Below are 19,561 nucleotides of genomic sequence, written 5' to 3' on the forward strand. Positions count from 1 at the left end.
ACGATCAGGGCGATCTCGCGATCCGTCAATCACTGCCAGCCAGCGCGTCGGGCATCGCTAGAGTTGACCCGAAAATGCGCGATGCTGGAGAGACGAGAAGAGATGAGCGGCAGTGGTTTCGTGTGTGGTGGCCAAGTGCCGCAATTTTGAGACTGAATCTGCGCTGCGGCTAAAGGTTGCCATCGCCACCATTGTCGGAAGTGGCACCACTGTCTCCGAAATTTGTTTGATGTTTAGCGTCGGTTGGCTAACGGTTCGCAGCTCCTTTGTGAAGTAATTAACCACAGAGGGTGTCTTCAAGAATTCAGCGACATATCGCCTCAGAAGAGGGTCTGAGATGGGCACTCTTGCTACTGCTCGTGCAACATTGAAGCCACGCTCTCTCTCAGTCGCGATTGCAACCTCTCCGATTGAGCCAACACAGCTTACAAGAATCTCGTAACCTCTCAGAACCGAGCGGCTGTGTTGATGGCTAGTCGCTTTAGACACCATCCGGAGCTTTCTATGGACCACAGCGCCCGCGAATAGGTCGGACACGCGAACCAGTGGAACTCCTTCCGGATCATCTTCTCCTGGCTGAACGACGCCGTAGTTTATGCGATCCGATGCGTCCACAATATCGGCCAAGGGCTTGGACCTTGGCGCCTTGCCGTCACCAAACATCTCCAGAAAAATCGACTGCGTGAGACTGTCGAGCAGCTCAATAGCGCGCTTGCGCTTGCGGCGTAGTGCATCCGCCTTGTCCAAGATCGCCGCGACGCGTTGCTGTTCGGAGAGCGGAGGAATCTCAAATTCAATCTTCGAGAGGTTTCCGCGCGAAATGCGTTGTCTTGTCGAGCCAGTAATCCAGTCGGCAATGGCTCGTCGAAAGCCGTCAGAATTGATTTTGTGAAGGAGCCATCTCGGACAAATGCGCCGCAGATCAGGCCTAACAATACACACGTCGACAACAGTCACCGAAGGTCGTTGGCCTTCTGGGAAAATGCAAGCCCTACCCAACGGATCGGGCATCCTCGCAATCAAAATATCGCCTGGTTTCAAGTAAGTGCAACGAAGTTGCGCGGCTTTCTGAGATGTCAAATAGCGTGCCGACTTGTCAAGGAAGATGCCGTCCCCGATGTCAGCAAGTTGAACAAGCCGGATGTCGCCATTCGGATCCTGATCCTTGCTTTCCACCCAGTCTCCATCCACGAAGACACCTTTCGAGTCGACGATATCAGGCAGCGTGGCCATCATCACAGCATCGCCTCCAATTCCTCCAGCCCTTCGGCAATCTCTTTCTCCAGCGCCTTCAATCCCGCGACAATTTCCTTCGGCGGACGGTGCTCTTGCGCCTCATGAACCACTTCCTTGTAACGATTGATGGACAGGTCATAGCCGGCGGCGACGATCTCGGCCTTGGACACGCAGAAGCTCTGGTCGGTGCGCGCGCGGCCACGCTCTGCGCCTGTGCGCTCTTCCCAGCGCACGGCGATATCCGGAAGATTGTTCTTCGCCAGTTCCTCGTCGGTGAGCGTCAGGTTGACGAAATGACCGGCTTCATGATGGCCTGGCGTTGGCCCGAGCTTTTCGCCCGGCAGCAAGGCATTGCGCTTGTCGTCCAGTGAGAAGCCGTCAGCCTGGCAGTCATAGAACCAGACGTGATCTGTGCCGCCTGAATTGGTCTTGGTGAGCAGGACGATGGCGGTTGAGACACCGGCGTAGGGCCGGAATACGCCCGAGGGCAGCTTGACGATGCCGTCCAGCCGGTGGTCCTCGACCAGCATGCGGCGGATTTCCTTGTGTGCGGTTGACGAGCCAAATAGCACGCCGTCCGGCACGATCACCGCCGCGCGGCCCCCTGGCTTCAATAGCTTGAGGAACAGCGCCATGAACAGAAGCTCGGTCTTCTTGGTCTTGACGATCGAGAGCAGGTCCTTGGCGGTCGTCTCGTAGTCCAGTGAGCCGGCGAAGGGCGGGTTGGCCAGCACCAGCGAATAGCGGTCCTCGTCGCCGGCATGCTCCTGGCTGAGCGAATCCTTGTAGCGGATGTCGGGATCCTCGACGCCATGCAGCGTCATGTTCATTGAACCAATGCGCAGCATGGTGTTGTCGAAGTCAAAGCCGTGGAACATTTCCTCGTTGAAATGGTCGCGGCTTTCCTGATCGTGGAACATCTTGGGATGGTTGTCGCGCAGATATTCGCCGGCCGCGACTAGGAAGCCGCAGGTGCCGCAAGCAGGGTCGCAGATGATGTCCTTCGGCGTCGGCGCCGTCATCTCCACCATAAGAGCAATGATGTGGCGCGGCGTGCGGAACTGGCCGTTCTGGCCGGCGCTGGCGATCTTGCCCAGCATGTATTCGTAGAGGTCACCCTTTGTGTCGCGATCCTGCATCGGCAGCTTATCGATGAGGTCGACCACCTTTACCAGCAGCGCCGGCGAGGGAATGGTGAAGCGCGCGCCCTTCATGTGCGTGGCGTGCGCAGTGCCATCTTCGGCCATGGTGCGCAGGAACGGGAAGACGTGCTCGGCAACGAGTTCGAACATCGTGCCGGCGTCTTTGTTCTTCAGCCTCGACCACCGCATGTCCACATAGGCGACGCCACCGTCCTTGCCGATGCCGTCCTTGCCGTCCGGGAAAATGTGCCGGCGCATCGGCTGGCCCGTGCGCGTCGAGCGGTTTTCCTCAAGCTGCTCAGCATCGTCCAGCCCGCGCATGAACAACAGGTAGGTGATCTGCTCGATCACCTCGAGCGGATTGGCGATGCCGCCCGCCCAGAATGCATTCCAGACGGCATCGATTTTCGAACGCAATTCACCTGTGATCATTCTTGCCCACTCGATTCGCACCAATGCCGGACTCTAGAAGGAGTTCGCTCGAGATGGAACCGGCCCGAAAGTGCGGCCTGAACAGGTCGGTTGGACTTGCCCTCGACTGCGCAAACATGAGACACGTAGTAGTGGATAAAGTCTTGCAGCAGTAGAAATTCAATAGCGGATGTCGGAGCTTCCCTAGCTGGGGCGGTAGTGCCGGAGGATTCCTTCGGCGGAGGGGTGAAATAACAGGGATGTTTAGTTCAGTTCTTGAGCTGGGGACCTTGGTGAAGGGCCTGGTTCTTTCCGCTGCGTCATTCCTGACGGGTGACGCAGCACCGGGCATCGTCGTGATCGTGCTGCTGATTGCGCTTGCGGTCGTTCTAGCGTCTGCGTGGCTCACCTTCCAGAAGCGGATCAGCTCGATCAAACGGTTGCGCCGCGAACTCGGCAGTGGCGACTCGCCGCTGCTTCAAGGCCGCGAGAAAATCAGTGCGTGGTTTAACGGCCAGAAGTTAGGCAAGGAGCAGGACGCCCTCCACGAAGCGTGGGATGAGTTCGACGAGACGCTGTTCATCGACGATTCGAGCGGCCAACCGGTGCTTCGCAATTCCGCTCGTCCGTCGGTATTCTTCAACATCGATGACCTGCATTTCGGCCCGGGTTTCTATCGGATCTGGCCAGGGCTGTTCGTCTCAATCGGTCTCGCGCTCACCTTTCTGGGCCTCATCGCGGCGCTGAATGCACTATCTGGAGAGCGGATCGACGAAACGGCCATGGCCAATCTGCTCCGAATCGCGTCGGCCAAATTCATCATGTCTTTGACGGGTCTGGTATGTTCGATCGTGCTAACGATTGGGCTTCGGATCTTAGTCGGCAGCCTTGATGAGCAGTTGCATCGGCTTTGCCGGACAGTTGAAGGTCGGATTAACTTCGCCAGCCTGGAGCAGATTGCTGTCGATCAGCTCCGCGCCACGATGGAAACTCGCGAGCACCAGCGACAACTCACGTTGCAGATGATAGCGGAGATCGGCGGGCCTTTAAGAACCGAACTTCCTCAGGCTATCTCGTCGTCAATCACGACAGCCATGCAGCCCCTCCTGGACAAGGTGAGCCAACAGGGCACCGAGAGCATTTCGACCATGGCAACTGACCTGTCGCAGCAGGTGACGCAAGGGGTCGCCGGTGCGCTTGGGCAGGCAAGTGAACACCTGGCGCGCGCCGGCGATAAGATCAGCCAGTTGGCCGAACGCATGGATCAGTCCTCCGGCCGCATGGGAAGCGAGATGGAGACAGCGGTTGCCCGCGTCGCCCAGGCCGTGGACGAGTTGCGCGGAGCGATGTCGGCTTCCGCGGAATCCGCAACCGGCGTGTTCAGCCAGGGCGCGGAGCAACTTCTTAGCGTTATGAACCGGACGCTGGAAAGCATCCGCGACAACACCGGCGAGGGTGCGCGCGCGATTTCGGCTGCGGCGGCAGATATGCGCGACGCTGCTGGCACCATGCGTAGCGAAATGGAGACAGCAGCGCGCAATGGTGCCGATGCGGCGAAGGCTCGCCTAGAGCTCGCGGGCGAAGATGCGGGCAAGGCGATTGGTGCAGCTGGGCAGTCAATGCTGGAAGCATTCAGCAAGGCGGGTGCCGAAATAACCGGAATGACCCAAGCGCTTTCGTCCAAGGCGGGCGAGGATCTGATAGCTCCGATCGAGGCAATCGCGCGCCAACTCGACGGCATGGTCGGTTCGCTCACCGGCGGTGTCGACCAGATGCGCAGACTCGCGGATGCCGTGCGTGACGGCGCGTCGGCCAGCGCTGAAGCCGCAGGCACCTTCCGTGGGGCATCCCAGGAGCTCGTCGCCGCAGCCGCGCCTGTCCGAGCGACCTCGGAGCGCATCGAGGGCACGCTGCGTCAATTTGCGGACGGCACACGCGACGCCGTCGCAACTGTCAGGGAAAGCTCACGCGCGACCGCAGAGGCGGCGGCCCAGACATTGGAGGCAGCGCGCGAGACGATTGCCGCGGAGCGCCAGGGTGTCGAAAGCTCGCTTGCTGCGGTGACGACGATGCTCGAGCGGTTGCGTGGTCAGGGTGATCGCATGGATACGATCGACGAGAAGCTTGGCCATGCGTTCGATCTCTACTCCAGCCAGACCGAACAGGCGATGCAGGCCGTTCGCAGCCACGTTCAGACTATGGCAAGTCAATTGAACACGGCGCTGTCGACGCTTCAAACGATCCTTGATGGACTGCAGGAGTTCCAGCCGCAGCAGGGGCGTAGCTGATGCGTGTCGCCTCCATGCGTCGGCGCCGGCACGAGGAGGAAGAGGAGTCCGCATTCGTGTCCATGACGGACATGACTGTTGGCTTTCTCTTCATCGTCATCCTGCTGCTCGCCTTCTTTGCGAGTCAATACAATCCGTCTGAGATGGTGCCTCGTTCCGAACACGAGCGGGTCCTGAAAGAACGCGACGCACTGGCTGAAGAACTCAAACACCTGCAGCAGCGGATCGCGCAACTGGAGACGGAGCGCGACACGGCCATCGCTGCCCGAGAAAGAGCGGACAAAGAAATTGCCGAGCTGAAGGCCCGGGTTACAGAGCTCGAGGCCGAACTGGAAAGGCTAAGAAAGCCAAATCCGCTCGAAGCCTACATCAATAACAGCATGGAGGCTCGGAGGCGCATCCTTCAGCAGTTGCGCGCCAGTATCGCTCTCGACTTTCCGGATCTCCAGCTGATGCCAAGCGAGGAGTCGCTTCGCTTCCAGGGTGAAGGGCTTTTCAAGCGGGCGGAGTCTACGCTTCTCCCCGACCGGCTGCGCCTTGTGCAGGTATTGGCTGATCGCCTGCATGAGATTCTGCCTTGCTACACACTGGGCGCTGATGCCAGATTCGCCGCGAACTGCAATGCAGGGTTCGCCCTTATCGAGGCCATCCAGATCGAAGGCCACACCGACTCCGACGGCGACGATATGGCAAATCTCGTGCTGTCCACCAATCGTGCTACAACCACGTTCCGTGCGATGACCACGCACCAAGAGAAACTGTTGAATTACCTCAACTTCCAGCGGCAACCGGTCTTATCAGTGGCTGGCTATGGCCGGATGCGTCCAATCGCTCCGAATGACACTGTCGCAGATAAGGCATCGAACCGGCGCATAGACCTGCGAATTATTATGTATGTTCCCCACGACACTGACGAGATCGAGAAGGTCCGCGATGCGCTGCGCATCGGATCTCGAATGAGTGACCCGTGACCAACGAAGCACACCAACGGTCGCTGTCCAGCCGCCTCGGCGATCTACGACCGCTCGCGACGCCGTCCGTGCCATCGTTTGAGTTAATCGAGCGGAACATCCGCCGGGTTCTTGACAGATACGACGCACCCGACAAACCTCCAGAGCGGGATGCTGAACGGCTCTTCTCCGAGATGCTGCGCAGGATCAGAGAAAGCGATTGGCACAAGGTGCCAATGAGTTTCGTGACCCGCATAGCTTCTCTCGTCTACGCGGCAACGCACCGGGTTCGTGATGATCTGGCCGAAATTCGCCGCTTCCTGTGTGCGGAGATTCGCGCATCGACGCGGCTAGGTTTTCTCAACCCTATGGTCCGGCTCTATATCGAGAGCTACGAGACAGGTATGGCCCATACCATGGAGTTGGCTGCGGCGCTGCAACACTCTCGCTCCAGGATCGGAGCACGTTGGCAGCCCCTGCTAGAGAACGTCCCGGAGTTGCTCGACGCGCAGCATGCGCCCTCGGCGCTTGCCGCCATAATGCACAGTATGCCGGATCCTTGGCATGGCCTTAGGGCGTTGGGGCTTCATCAGCCGCATGCGCCCGGTCTGATGGACGCTGCTCATCTCAAGTTTCTCGATATCATCGCCCCGCAACTCACATCGCTGAACGAAATTGAGCGATTGCTGGGATGGCTTAAACCGGATGATCGGGCGTTAAGACAGGTTGGAGCGGGTAAGGCTATCGAAGTTCTGCTGGGCCACTGGCGGACACGCAACCCTTCGGCGGAGATTCAGAGCCTGCTGGTCGATCGATTGACGCAACTCTACAGTCATCCTCGTGTCAACCCTCATCCTGCCTGGAATGAAGTCGATCCGGATCTCGTTCAGATTTTCCTGCGTTGGCTGATGGGTGCGGATATCCGGTTCTTGTTCCGGGTTCTAACGGAAGTCGAACGTGGTCACATGTGGGCCGACAGAGAGAAGTTCTGGTGGACACTCCATGAGCAGGGGCGCATCGATGAAGTCTGGATCGCCTTCAACGATGAAGGACACCGTGTGGCGCTGTCGAAACTGCCCACAGATGCCCGTCAAAATGCGCGGCGTTTCGGCCGACAGGTCGGCGACCGCGACAAGTCTTTGCTTGTCATGCGTATCCGCAACAAAATCGTCATTGAAGGAACATTCAACTTTAGAGTCCATTTCTTCAAGGCTGATGAGCCGCGCACCCCTGAGCTTTATCGACCGCGTTACGACGTGGCGGATATCCGGAATCTCTCAAACCTCGATGCCATCGCTCACCAGGGCGACTGGCAATCGCGTGTCCTGATGGCCTTGTCCCGATGACATTTGAACTCAGCTACGACGCTTCCAAGATCACGCTGCGTTTCCTATCCGACCGCTCTGGTCTGCTGGGGCGTTTGATGCCCGTCAGGAAAGTTGATCTCGAAACGCTTTCAGGCGCCGACCGTCGGCTGGTCCTGGCTCTCGCGGACCTCAAATCCACAGCCGACCGCCTTGACGAAACTATTGAGATATCGAGCGATCGCATCACACTCGGACATCATCTGGCCGCCGCACTGGACAACTCCACTGCTGTTGAGATCGGCTTGCCTCCGCTGACGGATCTGACCTTGCGCACTGACGTAGAGGGCGTGCTCGGGACGGAAGGCTTTCGACTTCGAGTCCAGTGGATGCGGTCGGGTCAGCAACGAACGCCGAAGAGAACTGGAGCCATTCTCGAAACGGATCGAGGCCTACAGCGGCTGCCGATATGGATGCTAGAGGCGATTCAGGTTGCCGAGGGGTTTCGTAAGTCCAAGGACGACGCTGAGCACTGGGAGGCCTTGGCACGCTTTCGCAAGGCGCTTGAACCAGGTGTCGAGATGTCGGCTGATAGTGCCATGGCTCGGCTTTCGATGACGGACTTCCTTTCCGGACTTGAAGTCTCGCTCGCCGACGGATTCTCAATCAGTCCGACACACGATGGTGACGACTTTGAAGTGTTACCCTTTGCCAACGAGAGGCTCGATCCTGAAGCGGTCACAAGTGAGGCCATGGCCGAGCTCGCAGGTGCCGATCTCGCCCAGTTTCAGCGGCGATTGCGTGAGCGCGGAGCGCTCAATGCATTTCGACTCGCACCGGGTAAGTTCCTGGTCGTTGATCGCAGCGCAGGGGCTGCACTTAAAGTCATGGCCGACATGCAGCGCGCGGCTCCCGAGGAGCGTAGGGCATTCGTGCGCAACCCTCGTGCACGAATAACCGAGGCGGTTGAGGCGCACCTACGGCGGCAAGGCGGTTTTCAGGAACTGTCTTCGGCGGCTCAGGAAGAAGCTATCGAGGCCGCGGCAGGCCCACTGTTCATCGAGACTGAGGAGTATTCCCGGTTCTCAGAACGCGTAACGGGCATTGAGGTTTACTCTGGAAACGTGGTGACCGAATTTGCACCAAGCGGCACGACATGGCTGCCCGAGGCATTTGCGGAGGCGGTGCTTAAGCGCCTGGATGGTCTCCCGACACCCCAACTCGAGGAGCTGCGTGATCGCGCGCAAGCGGCTATCGATGGAGGAGAAGCAACTCTGTTGTTCGAGGACATTGAACTTCCTGCGAACAACCAGACGCTTCAAATTCTCGAGGGACGCCTCCAATCGCGGAAACCTGCAGAGGCGGAATCGGATGACGATGGGACGGCCCGGAGCGGCCCCATAATTCTGAAGACCGAGGTAAACTTCGAGGACGTCACTTGGCGTCCCACACGGGGTCAACGACATTCAAATCTCGGAGATGGGGTGTCCCATGCGATCAAAACCAGGCTGAAAGACCATCAGGTCCAGGGTTTAGCCTGGCAGATTGAATCTTGGAAGGCTGGAATGCCGGGCGTCCTGAATGCCGATGAGCAAGGTTTGGGTAAGACGCTGCAGACAATCGCATTCCTGACTTGGCTGAACGACCATATGAAGGGTGACGGGACGGCGAGCCGCGGTCCAATGTTGATTGTTGCTCCGACCTCACTGCTCGAGAACTGGGAATTGGAGGTCACTCAACACGTCGAGTCGCCGGGGCTCGGACATCTCATACGGCTCTATGGATCCGCCACGGGGGCGAGGAAGCTTGCAGGGGCGAATGGACGCGATATCGAGAACGGCGAATCCAGGTTGGACTTCTCCGATATCCATGGTGCGCTTAACGCTGGTGCGGGGCACCTTACCTGGATCCTAACCACATATACGACGCTTACCAACTATCAGCATTCGCTTGGCAAGATTCCGTTCGCGGCAGCCGTCTTCGATGAGGTCCAGAATATTAAGAACCCTGGCACCCTAGCGGCAAACGCAGCCAGGGCAATGAATGCCGATTTCCGTATTGGTCTTACGGGAACGCCGATCGAGAATTCGACGGTCGATCTTTGGGCCATTATGGATCAGTTAGCTCCTGGCGCGCTGGGGTCTTTACGAGAATTTCGCGATCGATATGGAACTCCGGACGAAGGCAACATGTTGGAACTCCATTCTCGCGTGTTCCAGATGCAGAACGGCTTGCCACCGCTTGCTTTTCGACGCTTGAAGGAAACAGTCGCCCGCGACTTGCCGGCAAAGTCACGTTTCATGCATCCGCGAGCAATGCCGCCGCTTCAGGCAGATCGATATGAGGAGGCACGGGTCAAGCTCGCAAGTGGCGGCCCAGGCGCGGCGTTAAAGATGCTGCACCATATTCGCTCCGTATCTGTGCATCCGGCGATTGACGCGAAAGAAGACGCGCAGGGATTTATCGATGCGTCAGGCCGGATGGCGGCAACTTTCGACATATTGCGCCGCATCAGGTCGTCGCGTGAGCGTGCGCTAGTGTTCATTGAGAGCCGGCAGATGCAGTTTCGCTTCATGGAACTGGTGCGTGCCGAATTCGGCTTAGCTCGGGTTGATCTCATCAACGGAGACACACCCATCCAGAAGCGTCAGGCGATCGTAAACCGTTTCCAGGAGCATCTCACCAACGATCGCGGATTCGACCTGCTGGTTCTCGGTCCAAAAGCAGCGGGAACTGGTCTTACTCTAACGGCTGCCACCCATGTGATCCATCTATCTCGCTGGTGGAATCCGGCCGTAGAGGAACAGTGCAACGACCGTGTCCATCGCCTTGGTCAAACGAGACCAATATCTGTCCACGTGCCCATGGCAGTCCATCCGGAATATCGCGAACACTCTTTCGACTTGCTACTTCAGAGCCTCATGCAGAAGAAACGCAAGCTCGCCAGTTCCGCGCTTTGGCCGATGGGCGATTCCGCGGACGATGCAGCACATCTCCAGCATATGTTGCGGGAGGAAGGCGGACCAGTATCCGGTCGCACGATCGACGACGCCATGGCGGCGATGATGAGACGCGATGGTATTACCTCGGCCGCACCGAATGCCCTGGGTGCCTGGGAGTATAAATGATTGCTGGGAATAGCGACATTTGACTGCGCCCGCCCGGGCCTGTTCGTTATTGTGCTGGACTGTTATGCGGCAATTTAGTCGCGAAATTTGTGCCCGACTGACAAACGGGCATCTGTTCTCCACCCATGGGAACAATTCAGGCTGTCGCGGCGGCCTGACTGCTGGAGCGATCACAGCCGGATTGGAGATTCAGCACCGGATCCGATGGAGGAGACCGTGGCCATACATGGAACCTACCGACCGAGTTAGCGCCGTAATCGCTGCTTCCGCCAACCAAATCGGGAACCCTGAAGCCAGACAGTCTGGCCGGCTTCGTTTTCGTGGCGCGTGAACTCGGACCCTCCGCCCCGGAACCTCACGAATTTCTACGAGAAGAGCAGCAAAGAGTATTTTCAGCGGGCGAATACCGTTGCTAATGGCCCGCTCGATATGATTTAGGTTGTTCAATAAATAACAAGAATCGGGGGGATTCAGAGTGCAGCCGGCCTATCATCCACTTGCCAACATTTTCGGAACTCAAACCAGACATTTGGTGCCTTTATTTCAGCGGCCCTATGTCTGGGGCAAGGAAGAACAATGGGAGCCGCTCTGGGAAGACGTTTCTGACCTGGCGGATCGCATTCTTGCAGCTGGGGATCGGCCAATAGCGGGTCATTTTCTGGGCACGGTCGTTCTCGAACAAGCGCACACGCCGAGTGGACGTGTGACAAGGCGAGAAGTGATCGACGGTCAGCAAAGGCTCACCACACTGCAGATCGTGCTTCAGGCGGCAAAGCACGCCTTCGGCGAAATCATCGGCTCGGGAAATGAGCCCGCTGAGATATCCGCGCGGATCGAAATGACGCGGATCGAAGCGCTGACATTGAACCCACCCGGTTATGAAGAGGAAGAGAAATACAAAGTTTGGCCCACCAATGAGGATCGAGCAGCCTTTCGACAGGTCATGGATGCGTTCGGTTCCCAAGACCTCATCGGCGCAAAGACTCGGATGGCGGAAGCCTACACGTTCTTTGTCGATTCGATGCGAACCTGGTTGGGCAAAGGTCCGACAGAGCAGCGCGTGCCGGCACTTTCGTCCGCCCTCAAGGACCATCTCCGCCTGATTGTTCTCGATCTCGATAGTTCCGACGAACCCCAAGCGATCTTCGAGACGCTCAACGCCCACGGCACACCACTGCTCCCGGCCGATCTAATCAAGAACTGGCTTCTCTGGCAGTTCGCGCGACGAAACGTCGACGCGGCACCACCTTACGCGCAATACTGGAGCAGCTTCGATCGCGATCCTGGCTATTGGCGCTTGAAAATAGGCACCGGGCACGCAGCTCGTGCCCGAGTCGATACATTCCTCCAAAACTGGCTCATCTGTCGCGTCCGACAGTCGATCTCTGCGAGCCACTTATACGATCAATTCTTGAAATACGCGGAGCCTCGAGTTTCCCCTGAAGTGGCGCAGTCTGTTCATGACCTGATGAGTGACATTCAGGAGCATGGTAGACTCTTCCGCCAGATCGACCAACCAGTTGGACATTCGCGCTTCGCGACCTTCTGCGGGCGGCTGAAACCCTTGGATATGTCTGTGTTCCAACCAGTGTTACTGGCCGTCATGGACCGTAAAGAGTCAGACGCCGCCGACAGGGATGCCGTAGCTGAAATCCTGGAGAGTTATCTTGTTCGACGGATGGTTTGCGGCGCCCAGACGAGAGGTTATGGAACTCTGGCGATCGAGCTCATCGAGGTCATCCATTCGGTAGATCAGGAAGCCCCCGTCGCCCCCGCCATCTCTGGGTTTCTAGGCATTCTAGACGGCACGTTGTTCTGGCCTGATGACAAACGCTTTAGGTCAGAATGGTGCAGCCGGGTCTTCTACGGCAATTTCCGCCGCGCACGTGTTCTGATGATCTTGCAGGCTTTGGAAGAGCACTATCAAATGCCGGGAGTTTTAGGCGAACCGGTCGTGGGCTTTGATTTCTCCAAGCTCACAATCGAGCATATCATGCCCCAGAAATGGCGAGACCATTGGCCGCTCCAAGGTGGCGACAACGAACGGGTCAACAGGGATCGCGCACTTCATGGCATCGGCAATCTTACGCTGGTCAGCGATGCATTAAATCCGTCACTCTCAAACTCTGCCTGGAAGCTCCCGCCTCGGCCCGATGGCAAGGCAAACTGCAAGTCAGTCGCCCTAAAGGCCCACTCGAAACTGCAGATGAATGCGAAACTGCTCGACCGATGGTCGGACGTCTGGGGCGAGGAGCAGATAAACGAGAGGGCAAAGACTCTGTTCGAGGCAGCGCTCCAGATCTGGCCTGGGCCGTCGGGCCGTTGATTGGTTAAGTCAGGCACAGGGATCGTCCCTGCCACCTTTGCGGGTCCACGGCGGGTAAGCCTGAAAGCAGCCCTAGATTCTCAACCATCCTCGCCAATTCGATGAGGCTCGGAAATCAAACAAACCATATTGGATCGACCCAGAATGCCTTACACCGCCACGACCGTAGCAACCACAATTGATAAGATTAATCGGTCCTACTTCTTGCCCGCCATTCAGCGTCCTTTTGTCTGGAATGCGGAGCAGGTGCTATCTCTGTTCGATTCCTTGATGAAGGGCTATCCGATCAGTTCATTCCTGTTCTGGGATGTGGCTCCGGAGAACAAGCCGAATTGGCAGATTTACAAGTTCGCAGAGAATTTTCGCTACGGCGAAGTCCACAACGAAATCGCGGAGACTGACGGACGGGATGTTACCCTCGTGCTGGACGGTCAGCAACGATTGACGTCGCTCCTAATCGGCCTGCGCGGGTCCTTTACCGTCAAAGCCAAAAACAAACGCTGGGACAGCCCATCCGCCTGGCAGCGGAAACGCCTTTACATCGACTTACTCACAGACCCAACCCAGTCAGTGGCCGACGACAATGCCGAAGATGGCATCGAAAATCCCTACGGCTTCGAACTTTTCGAAAATGCGCCGCCGTCCGTTCCGGGCAGAGTCTGGATCAAGGTCGGCGAAATTCTCAACTACCCCGGCGATGACGCGTTCGACAGATACAAGGACAGCTTGGTCGATAAGCTGCCAGAGACGGCTTCGCGGTTGGATGAGAAGACAGTCAATAGAAATCTCGACCGGCTCCACCGCATGGTATGGAAAGATGAGATCATCTGCTATTACACGGAGAAGGATCAAGACTATGATCGCGTCCTGGGCATCTTCGTGCGAGCGAATGATGGCGGCACGAAGCTCAGCAAATCGGACCTGATGCTGTCGATGATCTCGTCGAAGTGGTCGGACATTTCAGCGCGCGAGGAGATCTATAGCTTCGTTGAGATGCTCAACACGCGGCTCGATCGGAAGAACGAAGTGAACAAAGACTTCGTGATGAAGGCATGCTTGCTGCTATCCGACCTGGATCACGTTTACCAGGTGAAAAACTTTACAAACCACAATCTTGAGATCATGCGGAAGAACTGGCCACGCATCAAAGCGGCGTTGCGGCGGACGTTTCTTCTCGTGAACCGGTTCGGCATCGATCGTGAGACCTTGACCAGTCTTAATGCCCTGCTTCCAATCGCCTACTATCTCTACAAGATCGACATGGATTTATTGGAAGGCAGCACAGCGTTTGATAGCCGCAACGCGGAGCGGATAAGGAGGTGGTTGATATCATCATTGTTGAACGGGGTCTTCGGTGGAAATTCGGACGGCACCATCGGAGCGTCGCGCAACACCATCCACTCATCGCTGACTGTGGAAAACGAATTCCCGCTCACTGAGCTTTATTCGGCGCTAACCAAGCAGCGAAAGCGGGCTGCGAACATTAACGCTGAATCGCTGGCAAACGTCATGGAGATCAAATACGGACAGAAGCAGACTTTTCTCGTGCTGTCGCTGCTCTATGATGACAAGAACTGGGGCGCGGTTCCCCATCATCTCGATCATATTTTCCCTAAGTCACTCATCAATCGGCGCGCCTTGATGGGGATGAATATTCCGTCATCTCGTGTCGACAAAATTCTGGAAACAGCAGACAGGGTCGGGAACCTGCAGCTGCTCACCTCGCATGACAACCTCATTAAGACCAATCAGAAATTTGAAGAGTGGATTCAGACGAGGAACCATTCGTTTCTCGCCCGTCATCTAATCCCAGAGGACCAGCATTTGTGGGACTTACGAATGCTGCCTGAATTCGTGGCTGCTCGTGAGAAGCTAATCGAAAAGCGTCTGCTCTCCCTTCAAGGTGACGTGATAGATACCAGTTCTCGTGCCTCAGCCTGACAGCATTCAACAGGACGAAAATGGAAACCATAGCCGAGAAGATGCGCCGCCTCACCGAGGAGCGAGAACGGATTGCTTCAGAGGAAGCCTCGATGCGCGATGAAGCGCTGGCAGAGCTTGAGCGAGTGAATGACGAGATCGAAGCTCTCGAAGTGCGGAAGGAAGAGCTTGAAGCCTTCTTGGGTCTGAACGAAACATCGCAGAGAGCCGGACATGGGCAGATTCTGCAACTTTGCCTTCGTGCGGTTTCAGAAAGTCCACGACCTCTCTCCTCTGGCGAGGTCAAAGACGCCCTCGAAAAGGACAATCCGGGTATGAAGTTGACGTCTGTCCCAGGGACACTCAGCCGACTGGTAACGCAAGGTCGAATGCGAAGAGATGAATTCGGCCGCTATTTGACGGCGTGAACATACCCAAGCCATCCCGAAGAGTCATGGGGCAACTCGAGGCCACCGTCGTGTTGCCGAAGTTGGTTTCACGGGCGTGGCTTTTCGCCGTCGTAAGCGCCACTCACGACCCAGATAAAACTCTGGATATCGATGTTGTCGCGAGGGTTCAGATCGGCGATTTTTGCACCGGTTTCCGCCGCAAGGTTCAGAAGGCTGACGTAGACCGACAACTCGAGGGAAGGCTCGTAGATTTCCCTGAATGCATGTCCCGTGCGCTCGGCAAAATCCTTGGTTGCTTCGGGCTTGAGGAACATATGTCTCTCTGGTCCCCAAAGAAACGGAAGATAGGTTGCGATCGTCCATTTAGCCGCGCCATCTCTTTGAAGGGCACGATCCATGTCATGCAAGGCCTGACGTGGATTGTCATCGAGCGTGAAGCGTGCTGCTGCCTGAATGAAGGGGTCGGCATTTGGTCCTCGGAGCAGATCCTGTGTTCGCGATTTCTCGGCCGGATGTAGTAAATCCGTTGCACGGAATACGGACAGAACTGCCTCTCCGAAGCCCGTGCCAACGGCTGCGTCTTCGACGGGCACTGTCTGCCTGAGTTTCGAACTGGCACGCACCTTGTAGCCGCGTTCGCTGAAGCTCTCCGTGTGGAGGCCATTCGGGTAGTAATGGAGGAACAGTTTCCTCGCGCCATCGAAGCCGACATATCGTGCTGCGGCGGGACCTCTTCCATCCATTAGGAGGCGCCAAACTTCGTCTGGCTCATCGCCTTCGACTTCTATCTTACCGTTGATCAACCCGCAGAAACGATCACCTTTTTGCGCAAGACGAAGCTCCATTTTGCCAACAGCTAATGTCCGCATCGTCACTGCCTTGCTGGACCGTCCGCCCACATCAGTCATCTTGCTCTTCCCCAACTTGTGGCCAACAATGCACGAGCGACCGCTCGTTTTTGCCAATCCAGTTTAGCTTCCTTGACCATTGAATTTCTTGGAATGTCTTCTCCCGGTCCATGCCACTTATAGCTTGGCCGGAAATTGCCACCTTAGCCGCAGTGCATCCTCCTCGGTAAGCAGGGTCGGCAAGCCATTTTTGAGGGGATCCACGCGGCTGACGTAGCCTTCGGCCCAAACGATCCATTCCCGGATTGCCGCTTCCGGTTCCGATTCTTGTGCAAGTCGGTTCTTTACGGCATCGATATACGATTGGAGCTGGCGCGCCTCTTGATGTGCAGATGCTTGCTGTTTGAATACCGCCCCTCGGACTCGATCGATCGCTTCCAGGCGCTCCTGTTCCTCTCTTCGCTTTCGCTCCTCCGCCCACTGTTGTTCTCGCTCTTCACGTTCCATTCGCCGTTGCTTCAAAGCGGCGGCAGCCCGCTCAATGCCTTCCAGGAAGCTCGGCAGAACATTCTCGATCCGCTGGTGCTTGCCGTCAGCCCATTTCTGCCGGACGCCAAGATAGGTCGCGTTTTTGATCGATAGCTGCAAAAGGCCGGACCGTATGCGATCGTGCTCGGGAATTGAGCGGCCATAGCTCCGGTAGTCACGAATTTCTGCGGCGGTAGGAGTGTGCGGGCTCAGCGCGTATGCTTCAGATAGCTGCAGCTCGATTTTCTGACCATCGACCACCACCCCGACCTTGGTATCGACGGCGACGTTCCACAACCGCTCTGCGACAGCTGCATTTAGGCTAGCGAGCAGATTTGCAGCACGAGGGATGCTGGCACGACCTATGTCGACATGTATGAGGCCCGATCGTAGATGGACATCGTCAGCCACTAACGATCGCCTCAGGTCCTTCTGTAGCGTGATCGCTAGCGGGTCAGTGACCTCGATTAGATGTGCGACGCGGATGGGTCCTTCTGAGCTCACGTCCGGCGTCGCGAGCCTCTCTTCGCTGAAAACCGGTTCCAGTTGGCTGCCTATCAGCACCGGCCGATTTCGTCTGAACTTGTCGATGGGTAGCGCTCGACGTTTCGGTGGGCTGCCATTGGCGACCATTCGCCAATAATGCGGCGGCGGAACTGGTATATCGATCTCTCGGCAAATCGCTGCGATCGCCCCGGCCGGAGCGCCGAGATCGGCGCCGACCTCTTCCAAGGGTTTCGTCCAGACGAGATTGTGGAGCGCTGTGCGGGTAACGGTTGTCATGCGACTACTAGCAAATGGTGACGCCACAATTTCCTGACGGAAGGATCCCTAACGATGTGCTCTTCATCCGATACAAGCGGATGCTCGCAATGTCGTTCACTAAAGCCCCTACTAAACCGGAAAGGCGTTCAAGCTGGAATAACCGGAGCTTCAGGATCATGGGGTCCTGGAACAAGCCCGGCCGCAACCACGTCGCCTGCTCCAATAATATGCTTCTCCTGGTCATCGAAGAAAATATGCGCACGGGTGGCTTTAAGAATTGGAGCCTTCTCGTGCCTGCCGACGAAATGCGCCTCATCGGCCGGTGTTCCCCATGCCCGCAAAGTATGGACAACCCTTTCATGCGCCGGTGCATTTCTGGCCGTTACTATGGCAATTCGGACACGACTCGTCCCGTCGGTCCTCATGAATTTTTGCCTCAGAGCAGCCAGCTTTGGAAGAAACGTCTTCCCAAATGGACCGCGCTCCATCGGCACTGTGGCGTTATCGCGTTCATACTGAAGAAAGTGTTCCAGCCCATGTTCGTTGTAAAGTCTGTCGGATGCCTCACTAAAGACCACTGCGTCACCGTCCAAAGCGATCCTAACCTCGTCTGAGGGGTTCTCATCGACATTGCTTGGGAGAGCGCCGAGCCTGGCCGCTGCAGTCCCAGCAAGCACTGCGGCTTTGACATCATAATCATCGTTCGAAAGGAAGAGGTCTACATTCCACGCCCTTACGAATGGCGCTACTGAACGACCGCTTGTGAAACTCCCTCTTCTAATCGGCAAGCGATAGTGGTCGAATGAATTGAAGGCTCTCAACGAGAGATCGGGTGAATTTTTGGAAAGCAAAATTACATCGACGAGCGGCTCTTGCTCGGCAGAGTTCAAGGCAAGCAAACGCCGCGTCACCTCGAAAGCCGCCCCAGGCTTGAGGGGTTCCTTTTCTCGAGCCCGCTGAAGTTCAGCATAGGCATGGACACCGTCTCGTTCGAAGACCGAGTGCTCCTCTACGAGGTCGAACATTGCCCTGGTCGAAATTCCTACCGTAAGCGGCAAACCACTCATTTGTTCGTTCATAACACTCACTATACTGCTTACACGTCCAATTTTCTCGACCAAGAAGCCAGATGCTCGATTATTAAGCAATTGTAGGCATGGTGCCCGCATCGGTTTTCACCAGCTAGAGATTTCAATGACGTCCACGATAGCGCTGTGGCATTTGCGGAAAGAGCAGCACGAGATTATCGGAAGGGCGCCGAGTCTCGAGGTTCATATCAACCTCTGGCGGCACAATCCCGGAAACGCCGACCACAATCTGCTGGATATCGGTATACGGGTTTTAGATACCCAGGACCTGAATGCCATTAAGCTCTTTGTCCCGGCCACTATTGCAAAGCCAGCAATCTCCGATCTTGGATCACTGCTACGCAACCAAGATACCTTAAGTGCGGTATTCAACGAAGTCCTGACTATTGGCACGAGTGATCCTGTCACCAAGGCGTTCACTGTAAAACGGGGCACCGAAGCATATGTTACAGTTCATCCTATTAATATTGACGCATACCTAGCCGTCGAAAATTTGAAGGACGGCGCGGAAACGCAAGGGACACTAATATCTATATCGGCAGATTTTTGTCAGCGACTCCACAGCCCTGGCGAGCACTACATCAGATTGCGGATCAAGCTCGCCGGAGGCTCAGAGAGGGCCTTCAGTTCTGATACCAGTGCGGAGGATGGCATCTTTCTAAGTTCATTTTCCGTTTCCGAAATTACCGAGGTTCGCTTTAACGAAGCGAGAAGCTTACCTAAAATGCTTCTTAGACGAGTGATGCAAGAGAGATGGGCTACTCCGAGAATTGAAACTCTCCATTACTTTTTGGTTCGGGACTCTGGATTCGATTTGATCGCGTCGCACTCAAATTTCCGCAAAATGCGCCGCCTAGAGGCAAAAATATGGGATGACTACTTGCGCGATCTGGCTCCAGACATAGCCGCCGATAAAATGATAATTTATCATTGGCGCTACGGTGGGGCAGATGAAGGCGCGGTTTCGGATGTAGTGACGCTGGCGAAATTCCGCCGGGCGCGAAACAATATCTGGCGCTATGCTGTTGTCGTCGGCCTTCTTGGTGCCTTCGGCAGCGGCGTTCAAGCGGTCTTTGTCGCCTTATGGGGTCTTACCTGTTGGGGGCCGGTGGCGACCTCACTGGCGGCACTGGTCTCAATTCTGCTGCTGCTGATCATCAGCTACCACCTTTTCAAGCCGCGCCGAGACTGAGGCGATTGTTATGCGAAATGACGTG

General features: G+C 56.5%; 13 protein-coding genes. 8 read left to right on the forward strand and 5 right to left on the reverse strand.

The features are described 5' to 3' along the window. Positions 1-57: 57 nt before the first annotated feature. Positions 58-1,236 (reverse strand): restriction endonuclease subunit S, encoded by a 1,179-nt coding sequence (locus AC0ZT5_RS32490; RefSeq protein ID WP_488499749.1) that lies wholly within the window; start codon positions 1,234-1,236, stop codon positions 58-60. After that, positions 1,236-2,810 carry a type I restriction-modification system subunit M gene (locus tag AC0ZT5_RS32495; RefSeq protein WP_488499750.1) on the reverse strand — a complete coding sequence of 525 codons (1,575 nt, stop codon included), beginning with the start codon at positions 2,808-2,810 and terminating at the stop codon, positions 1,236-1,238. The genes AC0ZT5_RS32490 and AC0ZT5_RS32495 overlap by 1 nt, the downstream gene beginning before the upstream one ends. Positions 2,811-3,082: 272 nt before the next feature. On the opposite strand from AC0ZT5_RS32495, the gene AC0ZT5_RS32500 reads away from it, so the two are divergent. From AC0ZT5_RS32500 to AC0ZT5_RS32530, 7 genes are all read left to right on the forward strand, one after another. Beyond that, positions 3,083-5,077, forward strand: a complete 1,995-nt coding sequence (locus tag AC0ZT5_RS32500) for a hypothetical protein (RefSeq protein ID WP_488499751.1) — start codon at positions 3,083-3,085, stop codon at positions 5,075-5,077. Continuing rightward, entirely contained in the window at positions 5,077-6,048 is a 972-nt protein-coding gene (locus AC0ZT5_RS32505; RefSeq protein ID WP_488499752.1) for an OmpA family protein, read from the forward strand. The genes AC0ZT5_RS32500 and AC0ZT5_RS32505 overlap by 1 nt, the downstream gene beginning before the upstream one ends. Then, positions 6,045-7,373 carry an EH signature domain-containing protein gene (locus AC0ZT5_RS32510; RefSeq protein WP_488499753.1) on the forward strand — a complete coding sequence of 443 codons (1,329 nt, stop codon included), beginning with the start codon at positions 6,045-6,047 and terminating at the stop codon, positions 7,371-7,373. Before AC0ZT5_RS32505 ends, AC0ZT5_RS32510 begins: the two co-directional genes overlap by 4 nt. Beyond that, on the forward strand, positions 7,370-10,459 hold the full coding sequence (locus AC0ZT5_RS32515) for a DEAD/DEAH box helicase (protein WP_488499754.1): 3,090 nt from the start codon (positions 7,370-7,372) through the stop codon (positions 10,457-10,459). The genes AC0ZT5_RS32510 and AC0ZT5_RS32515 overlap by 4 nt, the downstream gene beginning before the upstream one ends. 475 nt (positions 10,460-10,934) lie before the next feature. Further along, complete coding sequence (locus AC0ZT5_RS32520) at positions 10,935-12,785, forward strand: DUF262 domain-containing protein (RefSeq protein WP_488499755.1); 1,851 nt, start codon at positions 10,935-10,937, stop codon at positions 12,783-12,785. 144 nt (positions 12,786-12,929) lie between these two features. Further along, complete coding sequence (locus AC0ZT5_RS32525) at positions 12,930-14,726, forward strand: DUF262 domain-containing protein (RefSeq protein WP_488499756.1); 1,797 nt, start codon at positions 12,930-12,932, stop codon at positions 14,724-14,726. 20 nt (positions 14,727-14,746) lie between these two features. Continuing rightward, positions 14,747-15,133 (forward strand): hypothetical protein, encoded by a 387-nt coding sequence (locus AC0ZT5_RS32530; RefSeq protein WP_488499757.1) that lies wholly within the window; start codon positions 14,747-14,749, stop codon positions 15,131-15,133. Between the two features lie 68 nt (positions 15,134-15,201). On the opposite strand, the gene AC0ZT5_RS32535 is transcribed toward AC0ZT5_RS32530, so the two are convergent. The 3 genes from AC0ZT5_RS32535 to AC0ZT5_RS32545 all read right to left on the reverse strand — a co-directional run bounded on the left by AC0ZT5_RS32535 (position 15,202) and on the right by AC0ZT5_RS32545 (position 18,335). Continuing rightward, entirely contained in the window at positions 15,202-16,023 is an 822-nt protein-coding gene (locus tag AC0ZT5_RS32535) for a hypothetical protein (RefSeq protein WP_488499758.1), read from the reverse strand. A gap of 117 nt (positions 16,024-16,140) precedes the next feature. Then, positions 16,141-17,223, reverse strand: a complete 1,083-nt coding sequence (locus tag AC0ZT5_RS32540; protein ID WP_488499759.1) for a hypothetical protein — start codon at positions 17,221-17,223, stop codon at positions 16,141-16,143. A 179-nt stretch (positions 17,224-17,402) separates the two neighbouring features. Beyond that, entirely contained in the window at positions 17,403-18,335 is a 933-nt protein-coding gene (locus AC0ZT5_RS32545) for a 5'-nucleotidase (protein ID WP_488499785.1), read from the reverse strand. Between the two features lie 115 nt (positions 18,336-18,450). Here AC0ZT5_RS32545 and AC0ZT5_RS32550 point away from each other — a divergent pair, with 115 nt between their 5' ends. After that, the gene (locus AC0ZT5_RS32550; RefSeq protein ID WP_488499760.1) at positions 18,451-19,536 is read left to right on the forward strand and encodes a hypothetical protein; all 1,086 of its coding nucleotides are present in this window, start codon (positions 18,451-18,453) and stop codon (positions 19,534-19,536) included. Positions 19,537-19,561 lie beyond the last annotated feature (25 nt).

The organism is Mesorhizobium sp. CNPSo 4670 (genome assembly GCF_057784235.1).